Origin of the sequence: Enterococcus sp. DIV1307a (assembly GCF_050537425.1) — a bacterium.
Lineage (GTDB): Bacteria > Bacillota > Bacilli > Lactobacillales > Enterococcaceae > Enterococcus > Enterococcus faecalis.
In genome coordinates this window covers 1047179-1068316 of sequence record NZ_CP172914.1, presented here as the reverse complement: position 1 = coordinate 1068316, position 21138 = coordinate 1047179, and the positions used below count along the sequence as shown (strand labels likewise).

Annotated in this window: 22 protein-coding genes; 3 read left to right on the top strand and 19 right to left on the bottom strand. The window is 38.4% G+C overall.

Features of this window, described 5'->3' with window-relative positions; translation table 11 throughout:
- Nucleotides 1-8: 8 nt before the first annotated feature.
- The 11 genes from IGL90_RS05220 to IGL90_RS05170 all read right to left on the bottom strand — a co-directional run bounded on the left by IGL90_RS05220 (nt 9) and on the right by IGL90_RS05170 (nt 8530).
- On the bottom strand, nt 9-935 hold the full coding sequence (locus IGL90_RS05220) for a distal tail protein Dit (RefSeq protein ID WP_010777582.1): 927 nt from the start codon (nt 933-935) through the stop codon (nt 9-11).
- Nucleotide 936: 1 nt separating this feature from the next.
- A complete protein-coding gene (locus IGL90_RS05215) occupies nt 937-3870 on the bottom strand; it encodes a phage tail protein (RefSeq protein ID WP_048737814.1) in 2934 nt (977 codons plus the stop codon).
- Nucleotides 3860-4228: a hypothetical protein gene (locus IGL90_RS05210; RefSeq protein ID WP_002361692.1), complete on the bottom strand. Its 369-nt coding sequence runs from the start codon at nt 4226-4228 to the stop codon at nt 3860-3862. The genes IGL90_RS05215 and IGL90_RS05210 overlap by 11 nt, the downstream gene beginning before the upstream one ends.
- A 17-nt stretch (nt 4229-4245) precedes the next feature.
- Nucleotides 4246-4605: a tail assembly chaperone gene (locus tag IGL90_RS05205; RefSeq protein WP_002357848.1), complete on the bottom strand. Its 360-nt coding sequence runs from the start codon at nt 4603-4605 to the stop codon at nt 4246-4248.
- A gap of 32 nt (nt 4606-4637) precedes the next feature.
- Nucleotides 4638-5150 carry a phage major tail protein, TP901-1 family gene (locus tag IGL90_RS05200; RefSeq protein WP_002369526.1) on the bottom strand — a complete coding sequence of 171 codons (513 nt, stop codon included), beginning with the start codon at nt 5148-5150 and terminating at the stop codon, nt 4638-4640.
- Between the two features lie 12 nt (nt 5151-5162).
- Entirely contained in the window at nt 5163-5579 is a 417-nt protein-coding gene (locus IGL90_RS05195) for a hypothetical protein (protein ID WP_002382237.1), read from the bottom strand.
- Between the two features lie 220 nt (nt 5580-5799).
- Nucleotides 5800-6207 carry a RinA family phage transcriptional activator gene (locus IGL90_RS05190; protein WP_002360491.1) on the bottom strand — a complete coding sequence of 136 codons (408 nt, stop codon included), beginning with the start codon at nt 6205-6207 and terminating at the stop codon, nt 5800-5802.
- Between the two features lie 19 nt (nt 6208-6226).
- A complete protein-coding gene (locus tag IGL90_RS05185) occupies nt 6227-6619 on the bottom strand; it encodes a hypothetical protein (protein ID WP_016614156.1) in 393 nt (130 codons plus the stop codon).
- Nucleotides 6620-6685: 66 nt separating this feature from the next.
- Nucleotides 6686-7528: an ATP-binding protein gene (locus tag IGL90_RS05180; RefSeq protein ID WP_002375035.1), complete on the bottom strand. Its 843-nt coding sequence runs from the start codon at nt 7526-7528 to the stop codon at nt 6686-6688.
- Between the two features lie 18 nt (nt 7529-7546).
- Nucleotides 7547-8302 (bottom strand): DnaD domain protein, encoded by a 756-nt coding sequence (locus IGL90_RS05175; RefSeq protein ID WP_002395080.1) that lies wholly within the window; start codon nt 8300-8302, stop codon nt 7547-7549.
- A 45-nt stretch (nt 8303-8347) separates the two neighbouring features.
- Nucleotides 8348-8530, bottom strand: coding sequence for a hypothetical protein (locus tag IGL90_RS05170; protein WP_082153366.1), 183 nt, complete (start codon nt 8528-8530; stop codon nt 8348-8350).
- Nucleotides 8531-8698: 168 nt separating this feature from the next.
- Between IGL90_RS05170 and IGL90_RS05165 the strand changes: the two genes are divergently transcribed.
- Complete coding sequence (locus IGL90_RS05165) at nt 8699-9181, top strand: helix-turn-helix domain-containing protein (protein ID WP_002371257.1); 483 nt, start codon at nt 8699-8701, stop codon at nt 9179-9181.
- A gap of 34 nt (nt 9182-9215) precedes the next feature.
- The gene (locus IGL90_RS05160) at nt 9216-9701 is read left to right on the top strand and encodes a toxin (protein ID WP_002382232.1); all 486 of its coding nucleotides are present in this window, start codon (nt 9216-9218) and stop codon (nt 9699-9701) included.
- A 372-nt stretch (nt 9702-10073) separates the two neighbouring features.
- Here IGL90_RS05160 and rbfA read toward each other — a convergent pair whose 3' ends face one another.
- The 8 genes from rbfA to IGL90_RS05120 all read right to left on the bottom strand — a co-directional run bounded on the left by rbfA (nt 10074) and on the right by IGL90_RS05120 (nt 19943).
- Complete coding sequence (gene rbfA / locus IGL90_RS05155; RefSeq protein WP_002360497.1) at nt 10074-10424, bottom strand: 30S ribosome-binding factor RbfA; 351 nt, start codon at nt 10422-10424, stop codon at nt 10074-10076.
- A gap of 24 nt (nt 10425-10448) precedes the next feature.
- Nucleotides 10449-12845, bottom strand: a complete 2397-nt coding sequence (gene infB, locus IGL90_RS05150; protein ID WP_002419823.1) for a translation initiation factor IF-2 — start codon at nt 12843-12845, stop codon at nt 10449-10451.
- 12 nt (nt 12846-12857) lie between these two features.
- Nucleotides 12858-13163, bottom strand: coding sequence for a YlxQ-related RNA-binding protein (locus IGL90_RS05145; RefSeq protein WP_002357860.1), 306 nt, complete (start codon nt 13161-13163; stop codon nt 12858-12860).
- On the bottom strand, nt 13153-13452 hold the full coding sequence (gene rnpM, locus IGL90_RS05140; protein WP_002363794.1) for an RNase P modulator RnpM: 300 nt from the start codon (nt 13450-13452) through the stop codon (nt 13153-13155). The genes IGL90_RS05145 and rnpM overlap by 11 nt, the downstream gene beginning before the upstream one ends.
- A 20-nt stretch (nt 13453-13472) precedes the next feature.
- Nucleotides 13473-14672, bottom strand: coding sequence for a transcription termination factor NusA (gene nusA, locus IGL90_RS05135; RefSeq protein ID WP_002360499.1), 1200 nt, complete (start codon nt 14670-14672; stop codon nt 13473-13475).
- A gap of 143 nt (nt 14673-14815) precedes the next feature.
- The gene (rimP, locus tag IGL90_RS05130; RefSeq protein WP_002357863.1) at nt 14816-15289 is read right to left on the bottom strand and encodes a ribosome maturation factor RimP; all 474 of its coding nucleotides are present in this window, start codon (nt 15287-15289) and stop codon (nt 14816-14818) included.
- Between the two features lie 205 nt (nt 15290-15494).
- On the bottom strand, nt 15495-17381 hold the full coding sequence (locus tag IGL90_RS05125) for an Ig-like domain-containing protein (protein WP_048737811.1): 1887 nt from the start codon (nt 17379-17381) through the stop codon (nt 15495-15497).
- Between the two features lie 141 nt (nt 17382-17522).
- Entirely contained in the window at nt 17523-19943 is a 2421-nt protein-coding gene (locus IGL90_RS05120; RefSeq protein WP_002384650.1) for a cation-translocating P-type ATPase, read from the bottom strand.
- A 218-nt stretch (nt 19944-20161) separates the two neighbouring features.
- Here IGL90_RS05120 and rnhC point away from each other — a divergent pair, with 218 nt between their 5' ends.
- Nucleotides 20162-21079, top strand: coding sequence for a ribonuclease HIII (gene rnhC / locus IGL90_RS05115; protein WP_048737810.1), 918 nt, complete (start codon nt 20162-20164; stop codon nt 21077-21079).
- The last annotated feature ends 59 nt before the right edge of the window (nt 21080-21138 follow it).

Below are 21138 nucleotides of genomic sequence, written 5' to 3'. Positions count from 1 at the left end.
TCACCCTCCTACACAAATCGGTTAGGATAGCGAATCGTCAAGCGGAAGTCGCTATCTTTGGCTTGAATATACAGCGGTTCATTAGGATATAGATAAAAATCGTTCATTGGTCGAATCATCGGTGCACCATTTTTTGTCAGATAAAAATTTTCAGTATCAATGATAATTTCCGAACGATCAAAGTCTCCTAAGTTAATTGTATCGTTCCGTGTTTTAATCCAAACACCACGTCCGGTTCCTGTTAAAATAATGGTCGGTTTGACTTTTAATCCTTCGACCGTAGGATAAATTTCAATTGGCCGAACTTCTTTGCCTAAATCCCCCATCGTGTAAGCCCGATTTTGAAAGGTAATCATGGTTGATCCCCAATAAGCCCCGCCTTCAATTAAAATTGGAAAATCAACTGCACCTGAGCCTGTATTCCCCATTAAGTAATTTGCTTGAAATGTAATGGTCGGCGAACCCCACATCACACTAGTCGCATCACTCCGTGTGTATTTATACGGATCAGAAAGCAATAAAGTAAAGGTGCCTGTTACTTGGTTAACACCTTCGGGTACATCACTCACTGAAGACTTACTGCCAAACCACAGCATTTCCGGTTCATCGTTAAACCAAATAGAAACGTCTTTTTCCGTAAACAAAGCAACGTTTAAATGATTAAATGCATCTCGAAATGCTTCATTATTCACAGCTGAAAGCCGATATTTGACTGTTAATTCTCGTTCTGGAATCCGCGCATAAACGTGACGTTTACCATCACGAATCCCTAATTGATAGCTTTCAATTTCGCTTGGAACTAATTCTCGTCCTGAAACTGATAATGTTTGATAACCAGGGATGACTTTTTCTAAAAATTGGCCGTTAAAATTCAACGCTTCTGAAGGAAGAGGCGTTGAACGAGTTGCTTGATTGGTATCAACAAATTTATACATGTTATCCTCTCCTTCCTAAGCGGTTATTTTGTTTCACTTGTTGTCGTTGTAACTCTGTTGCTAAATAAGGCGCCGTAGTTGCTGCGACAACTTTTCCATCTAACGTTGACTCTACTGTCACAAATAATGGTCGATTGTATGCATCATTTTCTAAACGATGGTCAATCGTTGCTGTGAAGTTTCCTCGACCAGCTAAGTCCAAGGCAAAATCATTTAACAGCGGTAAGTCTAAAATAGAAGCCATTGCTCTACTAACGGCTGTTTCGCCTGCATAAATCCCCGTGGCAATCGTGCCGCCGAAATTCAATTTATGCAAATCAGATAAGGGACCTTCTTTTGCTGGTGAAAATGGTAAAAAGTTACGAATTTTACTGACGACCCCATCGATTGCTTCTTTGGCTTTTCCAATTGCGCCTGTAATTCCATCAGCAATCATACCGACAATATTCGCACCGGCATCGGTGAATTTTGAAAACCAACCTTGGATTGCTTGCCAAGCACCTTCAATTACAGAACCAATGGCAGTTTTTACCTGATCGGCTGCATTGGTAACCCCATTTTTGATATTTTCAACTAACTGTCCGCCCGAAGCTAACAGTTGACCAAAATAAGAACCAATCTTCGTGATCATTTGTGAGATTAATGTTCCTGCTGCGGACAGCAAGGCACCCAATAGACTGAGTACACCATTAATTAAGGCTTGAATCAGTTGAATCCCAGCACTTAACAACTGTGGCAACGCATTGATTAACGCACCCATTAAAGCGGTAATTAGCGTAATTGTTGCAGTAACCAGTTGCGGTAAAATTGAAATAATCCCTTGGATCAAAGCCATTAGCAATTTGACGCCTGCGCTGATGATTTGTGGTAACGCACCAATTAAGGCATTTACCAATGTCAAAATCAAGGTAATAGCTGCCGCAACTAAGGTTGGTAAAATCGAAATAATTCCTTGAATTAACGCCATTAACAATTTGACACCTGCGCTGATAATCTGTGGTAAGGCACCTACCAACGCAGTCACTAACGCTAGAATAATCGTCAGCGCTGATTGAATTAACTGAGGTAAAATCGTCATAATCCCAGTGATTAATGCCATCAAAATTTGTAAACCAGCAGTCAAAATCAACGGTAACATAGTAACAAATGCATTGACTAAGGCCGTGATAATTGAAACACCTGCTGTAACTAGCATTGGTAACGCTGTGACAAAAGCTGTCACTAATGTAGTGATGATATTAATCGCTGCAGTTGTAATTGTTGGCAAGGCGGTGACAATCGCATTAACTAAAGTCATTAATAAGCTCAAACCAACTTCTATCAACATTGGTAAGACTGTTGTAATCCCCTGAATCAACGTAGTAATAATTTGTGTTGCCGCTTCAATTAAGACTGGCAAATTGGCAACGATCGCACCAACAATTAACATAATTAAACTAGATAACGCGGTTACGATGCTTGGAATAGCTTCTGTTATTTTCCCGAGAATACTGGTTAAGACTGTTGTAAAAAGTTGTATAACTTTCGGTAGATTAGCTGCCAGCATTGTTGTAACCGATGTAATCGTGTTACCTAAATTATCAAAGACTTGGGTAATACCACCCGCACTCAAATCACCGGTTTTCATCCAGGCCGTCACGAATGAAACAATCAAGGAAATAATTAGACCAAACGGCCCAGAAATTCCTAATGCAGCCAGTGCAACCTTTGTCAGAACTTTTACCAAAAGACCAACCGCTAAACCAGCTTTGTCAAAGGTGCCACCAAATTGCCCTAATAAGTTACTACCTAATTGCAAACCGCTGGCAAAAACGCCTGCTAGCACACGACCAATTGTTGAAAAAATAGTCGCCATTTTCTCTAAGCCTACTGCAAAAAATTGTTTAAAAACTGCCATTACTTGCTGAAAGGCCGGCTGGATCTGTTGTAGCAATCCTACCAATTTGCCAAACGCCGCTGAAACAGCTCCTTGAATGGCACTAGCTAAGCTATTGATACTATTTCTAAATGTTTCATTGGTTTTATAGAAATAAACAAACGCTGCTACCGCTGCTAAAACGGCTGCTACAATTAAAATTAATGGTCCTCCACTTAAGGCACTAAAACTAGCACTTAGTTTTGATAAGCCACCACCTAACTTCCCAATGTTTCCTTTTATAAGAACCAAACCATCACTAAACTGTTGAAATTTTTGCTGAGCCATCGTTACCATAATCAACATGGGCCCAATGGCGGCTAAAATGCCCATAATGGCAACAATAAAAACTTGGACGGGTTTTGGTAATTTGATAAATAAATTCACCAAAGCTGTAATGCCTTTGACGACTGTGATAACCACTTGAACCAAAATTTCCATTCCTGGAGCCATCACGCTTTGAATCACTTGTGCCGCCGCTTCAAATGATTGATTCATCTGAGTCAATGCCCCTTGCAACTCGCCCTGCAATGAATCAGAAATCCCTCCTGCACTAGCCATAATCAGTCCTTGCATTCCTTGAAATTCGCCACTGACCCCAGCACCGACGCCCATAGCTGTTTTTAAAACATTCAGCATAGGTAAGGAAACGGCACTAGTCATGGCCGTCCCAAAGCTCAGCATATTATTTTGTGCATTAGTAAAGCCATCAGAGGTTTCTTTCCCCGCTTTTTTAGCTGCTTCACCGGTTTGTTCAGCAGAATCTGTTAACGCTGTGTTCATTTGATCTGCTGCCTTTGCTGTTTCGTCTCCTGTTTTTTTCACTGTTTCTCCAGATTGTTGCATGACGGTTTTAAATGTGTTCATGACCGTGGCTGACTGATTGACACCCGCACTAATTTTCCCTAAATATCCACTTAATAAGGCATACTCACCGCTCATACTTTTTAATGCTTGTTGGACGCCTGCAAGGCTTTTCTTTGCCTCCGATAACGGCGTTTTTTCTTTGTCATTCTCCATCTACTCTCCTCCCTTCTCGATAGCGGCGTAGACGCTCTGCCACAGTAGCAAGTTGCGTTTTTTTCCGCTCATTTAATTTCGTTCGTTGTGGCTGGTTAGCTGCCAGAACTTCAGCAACTCGTTTTTCATAATCATAAAAACTTTTAAAGCTTTCAAAAACGGGTTTTCCTTTTTTGTTTGTCGCTTGCGCTTTAACATTTAAGTAGGCAAGCTCGTGCCTTTTCCGCTCTTCATCTACTTCTGCTAAATTAAAAGCAATCATTCGTAATTCAAATTCAGACATGGTCATCCGATCCACTTCTTCAAATGAACGACAGCCTAAGTAGCGAAAAGCAGAAAGAGCGATGTCGTGATACACGTCATCGCTCGTTTTAATTAGTTGGTCGCTTGCGCTTCTGCTTTCTTCGCTTCTTTGCTGAACTGATCGATCATTGGTTTTGTAAGAGGTTGCTTTCCCATTTCTTTAAGCAAATCATCTGAAAGTTTTTTGACATCTTGGGTCATTAACCATGCTTCAATTTCCGACTTACCTATTTTTAATTGCCCACTTTGTAAAGCTTCCATGATGTCAACTAAGATTACTGGATTGTATTGGCGTAAATAAATCATTGCTGAACTGATGCCCATGCCGAATTTGGCAGCGCCATTTTCAATTTGGTAACGTTTATCTAATTCGCGAATCGCGCCAATCGTAAATTTCACTTCAATTGTTTTTCCGTTAATCTCTAAATTCATTTTTTATCCTCCTAAAATTCAACACTTTTTGATTATTCGCCAGGTTGTGGTGCTTTCTCTGGAACGGTATCTTGGAACGCATATTGTGCTTCTGCAATAATATCTGCTTCTACTGTTGCAAAACCATCTTGTGGTTTGCCATTAATAGAGGCTTCTGTTTCAATTTCTACTAATTCTTCTACATTGGCTGGTAAACTCCATGAATTTACATAACCTTGGGCATAAATTGCTGGATATTTACCTTCCGCATTTTTTTCACCTTTTAAATCAACGTCCCAAAATTCCATTAAGATGCCATCTTCAACTGCGTCTTTCATGTATAAATTTTCATCATCTCGAGAGGCTAAACCGCTTAACGATAACGTAACTTCTAAACCAGAAACAGCATTCGCAACGCCATCTTTTGTTTGCGTACCGCTCGATTCACGTGAGAATTCCCATTCATGTTCAATTTGAAATAAGGGTTTCATTGCTTTCTTTGTCGCTGCTTCATCCAAGCGACGAACTAATAAAATACGGTCTTTTCCTTGCATAACTTCTCCCATTGATAATTCCTCCTAGTAAAATTGCATGTGTAATGGTAGTACAGCATGCCAAATTGTTTTTTTCATTTGTTTGGTATCTTTTACCATTTGTGCTTTGACTTCTTGATGTTTGATACCCCAATTAAAATGAGCCGTTCGTTTTAAGTTACTGGTTGCCTGCCGTAAAATCGTTCCTTTAATTGTAGAAATTTGTTGTCGTTCAGATAACGCACCATAAACATGCATTATTAATTCAATTTCTCCCAAAATAGCTGATTTAGTTGGCTTAGGTAATTCTTTACTATCACCTAAATAAACAAATGGCTGATCTGGTAAATCTGTCGGCAGTTCCTCTAGCAACAAAAATCCTGACGTCTGGCAGATTGCAACAAGGGCTTCATATAACTCTTGTTCCGCTTCATTCATTTTTAGCGCCACCTTTCCATTCAAAAAATTCAGGATTGGTTAACAAATTGGCTCTCTTCTAGTCAAAATGAAGGATTTTGAAAGTAGCCGGCATTTTCTGCTCCTTCATAGCTGACACAAGAAAGCAGTCAAAATTATAGAATTCCGTGTCTTCATTTTTTGGTTGCCTCACGTTTATCTATCTCTTTCGACACTATTAATTTACCATGTTGACACCTGAAAAAATTCCACGCTTTTTCCATGTTTACATCCCTAGTTCATCCGCCACTGCTTCAAAGAAATGATTTCTTAATTTATAGGCTTGGCTTTTACTAATAAATAATTGCTGGGCAAGTCCAATTAATGTTAAAGAGGGCCGTTTTTTCATATATAGTTCTTCAATAATCACGCGCGTTTGTTCATCCGCTTCAGCTAAACAATTTTTGATAATGTCTCGATTTCTCTCTAAGTTCCACAAACGACGATCCATAGCTATCGTAATCGCCATTCGTTCGGTCACTACAGAGTGAAGTCCTTGTCCTCTAATACCAGCATTTAAATCTGCTTCTTGATAAGGGTGCCGTAATTCTTCTTCCCGTTGCCGGATATACTCATCTGTTTTATAAAAGTCTGCTAAAATATCTTTGATATAATTAAATGTTGACGTACGCATTGGTTAATCTCCTTTACTTTTATTCATTTAAAAGTGTTAATCGATAAATAAAATAACACTCTTTCGACATTTCTAAGCCGTGACGAATCGCTTCATCTGAATAACCGAGCCAAATTAAATAGAGATACTCGCTTTTTGTAAACGATGCGGCCTTGATGGATTGGATGGGTCTTGATTGATCCATCGACCAATTACCGATTGCTTGTCCTAATTCTTGAATTTCCTGCATAATAAGTTTATTTTTTTGACTTGCCCAATCGGGATATTGATTCATTAGTTGTAAGAGTCGTTTTCTTTTTTGTGCTTTTTCGCTTTGTTGCTTTGAAATATCTTTAAATACAACGCTTTTCATTTCAAATAAATCTTTTTTACGTTTTGTTAAATTACTCATGTTTACGGCCTTCTCTTTCACCAATTAGATAACCTAACATTAGTGTCATTGTCCAAAAGATAAACCCAATAATAATTGTTAACATATTTATTTCACACTCCTCATTCGTTTGTCTGTTGTGTCTTTATATTGGAAAACATAGCCACTGGCGTGCTTCATTAGACGAGAAATAATGCGTGTTCCATAGGCCTCCACCAGTTGTTTTCCAGAAAAATTAGTAGTAAAAATAGTTGCTTTATTCTGTCTAGCTTCTAAAATTCGGTTTAAGATGTCATTATTAAAATCCGTACTAACTTTATTTTTAATTCCTAATTCAGCACCTAAATCATCTAAGACCAAAACGTCTGCTTTTTTCATTCTAGTAATATACGCTTGAGCCTTTGCTTGGCTTTTGGTCGACTCATTCATGGACATTTTTAGTTTTTCTAATAACTCAGAGTAGCTGACAAATAAACAATACTTTTGATATGCAGAGCGTTCTAAGACTTCAACTAAAATACTGATAGCCAAATGACTTTTACCGACACCAGGTTTCCCTGAAAAAATAACGTGGATTGGCTTTCCTTCAACAATCGCTGAAACTGCTGCTAAGGCCCGTTCTTTTGCTTGTCTTGTTTCTAATTCAGTGGTTTGGTAATTGGTTAAACGACATTGCCGTAGCGCATCATCAGCAATTAAGGACCCTTGATGAAAAAATTTTTGTGTACGTGCCATAAAACTCTCTTGAGAACGTTGTTGAGTGGCTTCTTGTTCATGTTTTTTTAGCATTTTATACCCACACGACCAACAAGTTGGGGCACAACGTTCTGTGCCATCTTTATTTTTTTGTTGCCAAACATATTGTTCACTGCCACATTCCGGACAACGGTCTTCAACTTTTTCTAACAATTGACTCAATAGTATTTGAAAAGTTTGATCTGTCGCATGCATACTGATTTCCTTCTTTCTTTAAAAACCTAACTCTTGATATTCTTCTGTCATTTGCAGCGTATGCTCCAACACTTGTTTTTTATCATTTACCAGAACTTCATGTACGGATAAATAATTTTGCTGCTCCCAACTTTTCAAAATAGCATTTACATAGCCGTAATTCCGTTTATTTCGATCGACGGCAATTCCTAAAGCATGCAAGATTAATTGGCATGCTTCCTCTTGGCTAGCCCCTTTTTGCATAAAATCTTGCAACCAATACTTAAAATCTTGGCTTGTTTTTGAGGCCAGTGTACCAAAGCCGTTTTCCTCATAAAAATGATAAATCATCTTTAAACAATCGTTTTCTGAACTACTACCTTTACTCTGACCTAACTTAGACTGGACTATGCTTTCCTGTGGTAACCGTTGGTAGTCAGCTGGTTGACCACTGACAGACGATTCTGCTTTAAACGTATAAGCTTTGCTATTTTTTTCAACAATCTGATTTTTCTCTTCTTGATACAAGGTTGGTTTGTAACGATCACTGCGAATATAATTATGAATTTTCCAATGTTTGATAACGATCACACCACTTTCAAATACTAGAATAAATTTTTTAACCATTAGCAATTTTAGATCGTCTTCCCCACAACCAACCATTCGCTGCAATTTTTTGGGATTATTGATAAATCCATCATCATCGGCACGCATCGCTAAATGAAAATACAGGGCCTGACTTGATAAGGGCATATCTAAAAACGCATCACTATCAATAATCGTTTTTGCAAACATGCGTCGTTCTGCCAATCCGCTTCTCTCCTTTTGACTAAATTATTGTTACTCTGTTAGTAATTCCATGAGACCAATCATACCAATCACGATGGCCCCAATTTTTATTGAGATACTGCTTATTAATAAAATAATTGCTAAAAGTAACATATCCGACAACGTTTTTTTATAATTCCGACTCATTTCTTCACCCTTTCTACCAAAATACGGTTTTCCGAACAAAGTGTTCAAAAAAATAGTTCAGTTAACCGAACATTTGAATGGCTCTATCTTAGCACCAAATATTTTCACTGTCAACTCGTAAGTTCGGTTTTATGAACCGGTGATTTTAATTGCAATTGTTACTTGCCTTCTCTAAACAGGTATAGTATACTTTGAGGCAATAGGAGGTTCGGAAATATGAACATTTTTGCTATCCGTTTAAAAGAGGCTTTAACAGCCAAGAACATCAAACCTAGTGATTTAGCGAAAAAAACTGGCATCGGTAAATCTTCAATCAGCGATTGGCTAGCTGGTCGTTACGAAGCAAAACAAGACAAAGTTTATCGCATTGCAGATGCATTAGACATTAATGAGGCCTGGTTGATGGGGCAAGAAGTTCCCATGGAAAAAAATGCCTCAACTATCGACCGCATTTATAAAAAATTAGAGCCCCAACGACAAGCCATCGTTTATCAATTTGCCGAACAACAATTACACGAACAACAAACGCAAGCAGAAATTCTCTCATTCCCTCGCCGTGACGAAATGACACTGGCTGCCCACGCTGGGGATCCAGAAAAGATATTTTCAAAAGAAGAAATCGAGAAAATTCACGATTACTTGGATGAAATTGATGCCAAATATCAACAATCGATTTCTTCTGACAAAAAAGAGGATTAACTTCCCATCTACTCTTTTTATTAAGTAATGGCAGGTGAATGGTAAAGTGAATGATTATGAAAAACTCGTCAGTTCCATTCAAAAGGATGTGACGGTTTTAGAAATTGATTTATACAATCAAACAGGTTGTTATGGGTTGTATCGAAATGGCAAAATTTATATTGAAAAAACATTGAGTACCCGTCAAAAGAAGAACATTTTAGCCGAGGAATACGGGCATTATCAAACATCCGTTGGCACTATTTTAAATCAAAATTGTACAGAAAATCGGAAGCAAGAGTTGAAAGCTCGCAATGTGGCCTTAGAGCAATTAGTTACATTAGACGATTTAATTCGTTGCTCTGAAGCTGGCTTAAGTAACCATTATTCTTGTGCTGAATTTTTGGAAATCGATGTTGAAACATTAAAAAATGTGATTACGTACTATCGACAAAAGTATGGCGCCACTTATCTTTATAAAGGACGGATTTTTGAATTTAGGGATTATTCTGTGATGGTATTAAATACTGGGTTAACTTAAAAAGCATGGAACAAAATCAATAAGGATTTTGTTCCATGCTTAAAAGTATTCTGGAAAATTCAAGAGCGGTTTTTGTACCAATGGTTAATATGTCCGACGCCAAGCATAAGATTTGGGACAAGTATGAGGACGAATATAAATGACGGCCAAAATCCGATGAACTGAATAATATGTTCCCGCATACTATGTAGTACAAAGAAGAAAAGAAAAAAGTACAGGGAACTCTTGCCTGAACCCATTTCTTTTAAATAACGATCTCCATTTTTATAGAAAACAACAATTCTTTTCATCTTTGCACCTCCATGACTATTTTATCAAGAAATCATGAAAAGAAAAAGCACACCATTCGTCTGGTGTGCTTTTTCTTTTTAATTATTCACCTTGATTCAACTTGCGAATCAACTCATCAATGTGATTTCCGTATTGGACAGATTCGTCTCTTTCAAAAATCAACTCTGGTGTTTTATACAAGGTTAACCGTTGTCCTAATTCTTTACGAATCAGTCCTTTAGCTTTGTCTAAGCCTTGTTGAGCTTTTTGTTGTTCGGAAGCTAAATCAGATAACAAGCTGTAATAAATGGTTGCTTGTTGTAAATCACCGGTCACACGAACATCTGTAATAGTGATGCCTTGGACGCGTGGATCTCTGATGCGTTTGTTCAAGATATCATTCACTTCACGCATGATTTCTTGACCTACACGACGGTCACGATAATTTGCCATAGTGTCTTCCTCCAATTACTAAAATTATTGTTTGATTTCTTCCATAATGAAGCCTTCAATCGCATCATCTACACGTAAATCATTGAAGTTTTCAATCATAGCACCACATTCAAAACCAAGTTTGACTTCTTTCACGTCATCTTTAAAGCGTTTCAAGCTTGCTAATTTACCTTCATAAATAACAATACCATCACGAATGACACGAACGCCACTATCGCGGCGAATAAAGCCTTCTGTAACATAACAGCCAGCGATTGTGCCAACTTTAGATACTTTGTACAATTCACGAACCGTCATTTGACCCGTAATTTTTTCTTCAAATTCTGGATCTAATAACCCTTTCATCGCTGTTTCGATTTCTTCTAGGGCTTTATAGATAATACGGTGTAAACGAATATCAACTTCTTCTTGTTCTGCTTGTTGTTTCGCTTGTGGTGTTGGGCGAACGTTAAAGCCGATAATAATCGCATTACTTGCTGCGGCTAAAGTTACGTCGCTTTCATTGATGGCCCCAACTGCCGCGTGAACAATTTTCACACGAACGCCTTCTACATCAATTTTTTGTAAACTTGCTGAAACGGCTTCGGCAGATCCTTGTACGTCTGCTTTGACAATGATATTAACTTCTTTTAATTCGCCTTCTTTTAGGCTTTCAAATAAGTTATCCAATGTCACACGGCTACTTGCTGAACGTTGTTCAAGCAACGCACGTTTAGCCCGTTCTTCCCCTGCTTGACGTGCTGTTTTTTCATCTTCAAAGACCACAAAACGATCACCCGCTTGAGGAACATCATTTAATCCGGTAATTTCTACAGGAGTTGCGGGTCCTGCTTCTTTATCACGGCGGCCCATGTCATTGGTCATCACACGAACACGTCCGTAAGTATTACCAACAACGATTGGATCACCAACATGTAAAGTCCCTTGTTGAACGAGTAATGTCGCAACCGGACCTTTACCTTTATCTAAGCGCGCTTCAATCACTGTTCCAATTGCTTTTTGCGTTGGATCAGCTTTTAAGTCTTCTACTTCAGCAATCAATAAAATATTTTCCAATAGCTCATCAATGTTTTGATTGAATTTCGCTGAAATATTGACGAAAATCGTATCTCCGCCCCACTCTTCAGGAATTAATTCATGTTCACTTAATTCTTGTTTCACATGATCAGGGTTCGCACCAGGCTTATCAATTTTGTTAACTGCTACAATAATTGGCACTTTTGCCGCTTTGGCATGGTTAATCGCCTCGATTGTTTGTGGCATTACTCCATCGTCCGCTGCAACAACTAAGATGGTAATATCAGTGATGCTGGCACCACGCGCGCGCATACTAGTAAAGGCCGCATGTCCTGGTGTATCTAAGAACGTAATTGGTTTGCCATCAATATCTAACTGATAGGCACCAATATGCTGCGTGATTCCGCCCGCTTCACCTGAAGTCACACGAGAATGGCGCAATGTATCTAATAATGTTGTTTTCCCGTGGTCTACGTGTCCCATGATTGTGACAACAGGGGGACGTGTAGTTAAGTTTTCTTCAACAACTGCTTCCGGTTCGAAGAATTTATCAATGTCCGCAATATCAACTTGGACTTTTTCTTGCGGTTCCATGCCATAGTCCACAGCTAATAATTCAATTGTATCTTTATCTAAGGCTTGGTTTTGGTTAACCATGACACCCATCATAAATAATTTTTTGATGATTTCCGCTGGTTCGCGGTGGATTTTTTTCGCAATATCCGCCACGTTCATACCTTCTGTATATTCTAAAACATCTGGTAATTCACGGAATTTACGTGCTGGTACTGCTGGCTTCGCTGATTCTTGTTGATGTTTGCCTTTTTTCCCTTTTTTGTTGAAACGATTGCGGTTTTGGTTATTAAAGTTATTCCGGTTATTACGATTTTGACCGCCACCAAAATTGTTGTTACGGTTTTGGCCGCCACGATTTTGGTTGTTCCCGCCATTGTTATTTTGGCTTGTCCGATTTTGATTCGTTGTAGAACCGTTATTGTTTTGGGTATTGCGGTTTTGATTGTTTGTATTTGTTTGATTGCTACGGTTTTGTGTGTTGCTTTGGCCGTGACGATTTTGGTTGTTGTTGTTTCTTTGTTGTCCATTCGTTGATTGGTTTTTTGGACGATTTTGGTTATTTCTTTGTTCACCAGGTTTATTGTTCATTGGTTTCTTATTGGCTGGTTTATTTTGTGTTGTTTGTTGCTTTTGGTTGTTTGTTGCTTTTGATTGAGTATTTACGGTACTTCCTCCTCCGAATGCTTGACGAAGCTTTGTTTCTTGCTCGGAACTAATTGCGCCCATATGGTTTTTAACATCCATACCTAATTGATGCGCTTTATCGACAACGTCTTTGCTTGCTTTATTCATTTCTTTTGCTAGTTCATAAATTCTTTTTTTTCCCATGCAATCACCTTCCTAACCTTTTAGTAATTCCTTGATTTTGGTGGCAAATCCTGCATCAGTTACTCCGATAACCATTCGTGGTCGCCCAATCGCTTGGCTGAGCTCGAATTGACTGAACAGTTCGCTAACAGGAACATTATAATAAGAACTTTTGTCCTTGATTTTCTTTCTAGTATTCTCACTGGCATCTTGTGCAACAAACACAAATTTCGCTTTGTTTGCACGAATATCTTTAAGGGTTAATTCCTCACCTGTGACTAATTTACCGGCGCGCATTGCTAAACCTAAAAGGTTCAAAATTTTGGTTTTATTTTCCATCGCCAAACAACTCTTTGCGGGCTTTTTGATGTGTTACATAATCCAATAGTTCTTGATAAAATTCATCACTTAATTTTGTTTCTAAGACACGATCAAGAATTTTTTTATCCCAAGCTTTTTGGACTTCCGCAGGATCCAAATCAACGTAAGCGCCACGTCCAGGTAATTTACCAGTTGGATCTAAGGCCACTTCACCTTCTTTGGAGCGAGTAATTCTGACTAATTCTTTTTTCGGTTTCATTTCGCCTGAAACAACCGATTTACGCATTGGAATTTTTCTCTTTTTCATTTTTTCACCCTCCAAAAACGTTATTCTTGTTCAGGTAATTCTTCTGTAATTTCTGCTTCAACAACTGCTTCTTCAGTAGCCAAGTTTTCGTAATCATCTGCCGTCATATCTGAATGGATAATTGCTTCATCCATTTCTTCTGCCACTTCGGCAACTTCTTGATTGGCTTGTTGTTCATAAAATTCAGCCATATCAGATTCTGATTTGATATCAATTTTATGGCCCGTTAATTTAGCAGCTAAGCGCGCATTTTGACCACGTTTACCAATTGCTAATGACAATTGATAATCAGGTACAACGACTGTACATGCTTTGCTATTTTCTGGATCAAAAATAACATCTAATACTTGAGCTGGATTCAAGGCATTACTAATATAAATAGCTGGATCTTCGTTCCATTCCACAATATCCATATTTTCGCCTTTTAATTCATTCACAATCGCTTGGACACGTTGGCCTTTTGGACCGACACAGGTACCCACTGGATCAATATTAGGATCTGTTGAACGAACAGCTACTTTTGAACGATCGCCAGCTTCACGAGCGACACTTACGATTTCAACAATTCCATCATAAACTTCTGGAATTTCTTGTTCAAAAAGACGTTTTAATAAATCTGGGTGACTACGGCTTACAAAAACTTGTGGGCCTTTTGATGTGTTTTCAACACGTGATACGTAAACTTTAATCCGATCATGCGGTTGGTAAAATTCATTTGGCATTTGATCTTGTTTTGATAAGACTGCTTCGATTTTACCCAAGTTTACATAAATATAACGACGATCTTGACGTTCAACAATTCCTTGCATGATGTCATTTTCGTATTCGCTAAATTCATTATAAATAATTGTTCTTTCTGCTTCACGGACACGTTGTAAAATTACTTGCTTTGCTGTTTGGGCAGCAATGCGGCCAAAGTCTTTTGGCGTAACTTCAAAACGAATTTTGTCGCCGATTTCATATGCACCATTTAATGCAACGGCATCTTTTAATGAAACTTCCAATTGTGAATCAAATACTTCTTCTGTTACTTCTTTGACAGCATACACGTGAATATTGCCTTTTTTTGGTTCAAATTCAACTTCGACGTTGCTTGCTTGTCCATAATGTCTTTTATATGCAGAAACTAAAGCTGCTTGTAACGCTTCAATCACCGTATCTTTAGGAATCCCTTTTTCAGCTTCTAATACGTCTAATGCATTTAACATTTCTTTGCTCATTGTTTTTCTTTTCCTCCTATGGATTCGTTAAAGCTGAACGAGTGGTTCTTCTTCCAAGGGAAAAACTTCTCGTTAAAACTTGTCACAGGCCCGGCTAAAAGTAAAACTTTTAGTGGCCCCTTTTTTACATTCGAGTCTGTTGATTAAAATTGAATGGCTAAACGAGCTTTTGCGATATTTTTACGTTCAAAAGTCATTTCCTTCACTCTGGTTTTAATTTTTACACTTAATGTTAATTGTTCTGAATCAAGATGGACTAAGGTACCCTCAATCTGTTTTTCTCCATCAACTGCTTGATAAAGAGAAATATGAATGTACTTACCTACCGCTTGTTCATAATCGCTTTCTTTCTTTAACGGACGTTCTGCTCCCGGAGAAGAAACTTCCAGAAAGTACGCTTGCGGAATTGGATCTGGATCCATTGCATCTAGTTTTTCACTTAATTTTTCGCTGACAAAGGCACATTCCTCAATATCAATGCCACCTTCTTTATCGATAAATACTCGTAAAAACCAATTTTTTCCTTCCTTAACAAACTCTACTTCCACAAGTTCAAAATTTTGTTCTTCTAAGATTGGTGTGACTAACTTTGTTACAGTTTCCACAGCACTACTCAAAATTTTCGCCTCCTTCGAGATTGATGTAACGAACCGTGTCCTGATGACTTTTCCATCAAAAAGAGTGAGCAGAAATCCGCTCACTCCCAACTAGTATCATTACGCTAAAGATAGTATAGCACAGAACCACTCCAAACTCAAATGAACAAGCTGAATCTCTCGAAATTTGCACATTTTGTCTCGATTACTGAAACTATCTAAACGATTATTTTTTCGTTTTAAAATAGATAAATACTCCTTGAATCAAAAGAAGGCTACCTAAGAAAAGAAACGCGTTTTCTTTTGTTTCTCCTGTTTTTGGCAATTCCTTATTACGAATCGCCTGTTTTTCAATGGTTATTGAAGTAGTTTCTGTGGTTGAATTCGTGGTAGTATCTGTTGTCCCACTCGTTGGTGGCGTGGTACTTTCTATAGGTTTTTCTGGCGTATAGTGATTAGTAAATACTTGACCTCCATCATACTGAATAGTCGCCACGAGATTTCCTAAAAGCGCCTCGACGGTTACTTGAACTTGAAGGTTGTGCGTATCGTAGGAAACACCTGCCTGTTGCGTGTTTACTTCCCGAATGGTGTATTGATAGTTTCCGGGAGTTTCAAAGGTTAATGGTGAAAATTGAATTTTCCCTAAAATATCGTTACTAACCGTTTCTAGTACTGTACCTTTCTCATCTAACAATTCAAATTGAAATTCAGCATCCTTCAGTGGTTTTCCTAAAAGAACTTTTCCAGCTAAAAATGAAGCAGCGACTGGTTGATATGAAATCTTATGATTCACAACAGTTTTCAGTGCAACTAAGTTTTTACCAAAGTCTTCAGGTGTTATTGAAATCTTGTTTTGCGAAAGCTGGTAACCGGTAGGTGCTTTGGTTTCTTCTAAAGTATAGTTATCTTTTAACAAGCCTTTAACAATCGCTGTTCCGTTTTGATCTGTTGTGATTTTGGCCACTGTTTGATTGGTTGAGTTACGAATGAGTTTAAACTCTGCACCTGCTAAACGCTGGCCTGCTTCATCTTCTTTATGAATTTCAACAACATATTGTTCACCATTAGCTTCTCCACCACCCGTTTGTGAGACACGACTCACTTCGACTTCTTCCACCACCGTTTGATTTTCTGTTAATTTTGCATAATTTGTGAAGGTTTCACCTTTTTCGGGAAGATGATCGATTTTGGTTTTATAGGTGATACGATATTCGTTAGTCCCAATATTACCAAAATGCACCGAAAAATTGCGGTCACCAGGACCATACTGGACAGCCAACTGATCAGTTATATCTTCCTCTGGCGTGAACTGCCAAATAGCATTTCCATCCAGTGTCCATTGTCCTCGTTCAATTTTCATAGTGTCTTTCATATAACTTAAACTTTCTGTTTTTAGCACATCTTCTACTTCTAAATCAGTATACGTTTGCCCTGTTGGATTAATCCGTAGCACATTGTAAATTTCGGTTGGATCGTCTTCGATAAACCATGAATACTTGCTAAATTTTTCGTTAACATCATCGCCTTCACCTTGGTAATCAAGATCGCCAGCAAATATTTTTTCCCCTTCAACCGTGACGTAAATAGGAATCTTGGATTCATTTTCGACATTTTCGAAATCAATCAAACTTGTAAAATATAAAGACCCACTAATATTGGCATGGTTTTCTACGTAATCTGTATACGTTAACGTGACCGTTTTATTTGCTACATCGGTCTGTGCGATTGCAACCACAGCACCTGTATCATCTACTACATTAAAGGTCATATTTTTCTCGAGACGTAGCTCTTCGGGTAAAGTAATCACACTAGTATCCCCACTATTAACGGTATTATCCGGTAAGTTGAACTCAATTCGGAGGTAGATGTCTGTATATTGATTAATGGTCCCAAGTGGGTTTCCCTCTTTATCCGTTAGCTGAATCGCTGTCACAATGTTGCCCACTTGCTTACGCGGCACTACGTTTGGCGTAGCAGAAATTTGATTGGTTTCACTGGTACTAGTTGGTTCCGTTTGCGCATATCCTGTTTCAAGTTTCAGAAAAGGCGTTATCAGCATCGACAAAAGAATGAAAAACATTCCCCAATAGACAAAACTTCTTTTTTTCATTTTTATTCAATCCTTCCTATCTAAAATAATTGGTTAGGTTTATACTATCAAGGATTAACTAGGTACAAGTGTTTTTATTTTTCCCAACAATAAAAAACAAAAAACACCGAACCAAAATAATTTTGGCTCGGTGTTTTGCTCCTAATGTCTTTTCTTATAAAACCATAATTGAACTTTTTCAGAAATGGTTGATAAATGTTGGAAAGTTGAGTCTGCTGCAAAGAAAAGAATGGCTAAAAGTAACAAGGCTGTTGGCGATACCGAAGTTAACGAGAACAAGTTTTTCATGGAAATACTTGTAATAACCATTCCGATTAAACAACCAATCATTACGCGCTTGCGGTAACGATTCATTGGTGAACTAATTTTATAAAGAACCATAAAACCGACTGAAACTAGCAACAATGTTGCAGTCGTTGAAATGTCCGTTTTTTGAAGTGCAAGAATATCACCACAAATTAGTAAAGCACCGACTACTAACATATCCGTTAACCCACCAGGAATTGCTTTTGATAACACATTGAAAAGAAATTTCCCTTCAATGCGACGATGATTTGGTTCCAAAGCTAGAAATGTCGAAGGAATCCCAATTGTAAATAAACTAATCAATGTGACTTGTGTCGGTTGTAAAGGATATGTCACGGCAAAAATCATAGCAAAGACAGACATCAGCAAGGAGAAAATATTTTTTACAAGGAATAAACTTGAAGAGCGTTCAATGTTATTAACTACTTGGCGGCCTTCAAAGACAACCTCCGGCATCGTTGAAAAATCAGAATCTAACAACACAACTTGCGAGGCTTGTGCTGTAGCTTGATTTCCTGAAGCCATGGCAATACTACAATCTGCTTCTTTCATGGCTAAAATATCATTGACTCCATCCCCTGTCATCGCCACTGTATGATCTAATTTTTTCAACAATAGTACAAATTGTTTCTTTTGTTCTGGCGTGACACGACCAAAAACGGTGTATTTTTCTAACGCTTCTGTCTGGGCTTCCATTGTAGTTAATGTTCGCGCGTCCACATAATTTTCAGCACCAATAATGCCTGCCGCTTGTGCTACATTGGATACTGTTAAAGGATTATCACCAGAAATGACCTTAATAGCCACATTTTGTTCAGCGAAATATTCAAAAGTTGCTTTGGCTTCTTTACGAATCGGATTCCAAAGAAGAATGTAGCCTAGAGGTTGAACCTCTGCTGCCAACGTTTCCTGAAATTCTCCTAAATACTTTCCGAACACCAATAAGCGATAGCCTTGACTTGTATAATGTTCCACTTCAGATTGATACATTTCATAATTGTCTCTCAAAATCATCTCTGGCGCCCCAAGAATATACGTCGCTTCCGGGAAAGTCACGCTACTAAATTTTTCGACAGACGAAAACGAGGTGTAGCTAACGGCTTCCCTTTGATTATTAGTAACAAAAAATTCTTTCATCGCTTTCATCGTATCATTGTCAGCTGACATTGTTCGGCAAAAATCGCCAATTAATTTTTCGACATTGGTTAAGTCTGTACCATCATTTTCGATACTCACCACAGGAACCAACTCTTGGACTTCCATCGTGTTTTCAGTAATTGTTCCTGTTTTATCTACACATAACACATCAACACGTGCTAAGGATTCGATACTTTTCATGTTGTGCAATAAAACGCCGCGCTTCGCTAAGCGCATTGTGCTGGCAGCTAATGCAACGGTTGTTAAAAGGTACAACCCTTCCGGAATCATCCCAATCAAGGCAGCTTCCATGGAGACAATGCTGTCATGAAGCCCTTGATGGTTGATGAAATAACTTTGGAAAAATAGAACACAGCCGATCGGGATAATAATAATCCCTACCCATTTCACCAAACGGTTAATGGAACCGACCATCTCTGATTGTTCCCCTTTTTTAATTGATTTGGCTTCAAGCGTTAATTGATGAACATAGGCCTCAGCGCCAATTTTATCAATTCTTGCATAACAAGAACCTGACACAATAAAGCTACCTGACAAAAGTTGACTATCTGCTACTTTGGTAATCTCATCAGATTCCCCAGTTAACAAGGATTCATTCACACGGACTTCACCAGATAAGACAATTGCATCCCCAGAAATCTGTTCACCCGATTTAAAGAGCACCACATCATCCAAAACCAGTTCATCTGGCGAAATTTCTTGTTCTTGGCCATCCCTCACAACGGTTACTTTTGTAGCGTTTAGAATATTTAAGCTATCTAATACTTTCTTCGACTTAATTTCTTGGTAAATTCCAATGACCGTATTAATGATTACTACTGGCAAAAAGGTCATATTTTTATAAGATTGTACCAGCATTAATAACACACCTAGTACCACAAAAATTAAGTTGAAATACGTAAATACGTTATTAATAACAATCTGTTTCGTTGTGATAAACTCTGTGTCGACGGCGGCATTGACTAAGCCTTTTCGCTGTCTTTCTTCAACTTGTGCGGCCGTCAAGCCTTGTTTATCTTCTGGATAATAGCGTTCCGCGTTAGCAGTCACTGCTATTGGTTCATTTTCTTGCATTTCTTTTTTTCTTCTCAAACACATCACCCCTTGTTCTAGTCGACTCTTTCATCGTCTCCTTCTCTCCCACAGTATAGCACTGAATAAAAATTTAGATAACAACTAGCGTCCAACTATAGAAAAAAATTATACATTTCCTAAACATTGTCATTTTCAGGAACAAGCTAACGCAAAACCTTTTCATTTACTTGTTTTTCCTTTACTATAGTAAAGAAGAAATATCAAGAAATGAGGAACAATTGATGGCACAGAATCACGTAATTAAAGTTAGTAAAAAAACATTAGCAGAGATGACCACTGTTTATCAACCCAATCGTTTAAATAAAATGGTCCCTTATACTGTCTTCGTGGCCAAGGTTGGCACCACTACCATCACTGCTTATCAATCAGGTAAAGTCATGTTTCAGGGACCTCAAGCTGAAAAAGAGGCCGCTCGTTGGGAAGGAACGAGTACCACACCACAGAAAAAAGTGTCCCCCCAGACTACAACGCTGCCTGCTGATTTTGGCAACTGGTCTGTGATAGGTTCCGATGAAGTCGGTAATGGCAGCTATTTTGGTCCAGTAACTGTCTGTGCTGCCTATGTTGACAAAAGCATGATTAGCAAACTAAAAGCATTGGGTGTTCGTGATTCCAAAGAATTAACCGACCCACAAATTATTCAATTGTCACATGTCATTAAAGAACTGATTCCTTACAAGTTATTAATCGTTGAACCAAAAAAATACAATGAGATCCAACCAAACTACAATGCTGTACACATGAAAGTCGCTTTGCATAACCAAGCGATTTATCTGTTGCTGCAAGAGTTGGCTCCCACAAAGCCAGAAGGGATTTTGATTGACCAATTCACCCCTGAAAATAACTATCGGAAATATGTTCGTAATGAAAAAAATCAAGTCACTGAAAAATTGTTCTTCGTCACTAAAGGAGAGCAGTATCATGTTGCTGTTGCTGCCGCCTCTATTATTAGCCGCGCTGCTTTTTTAGAAGAGTTAGACAAAGAATCTGCAGAATTGGGTTTCTCTGTGCCCTCTGGTGCCGGCAGCAAATCAGACCAAGTAGCCGCCCGTATTTTGAAAAAAGGCGGCCTAGACTTATTAGCGAATTACGCGAAGCTGCATTTTGCAAACACCCAAAAAGCCCAAAAGTTACTATAAAATAAACACCAAGCAAAAGTCCCAATGCCGATTAGCGGCGCTGGGACTTTTGCTTGGTG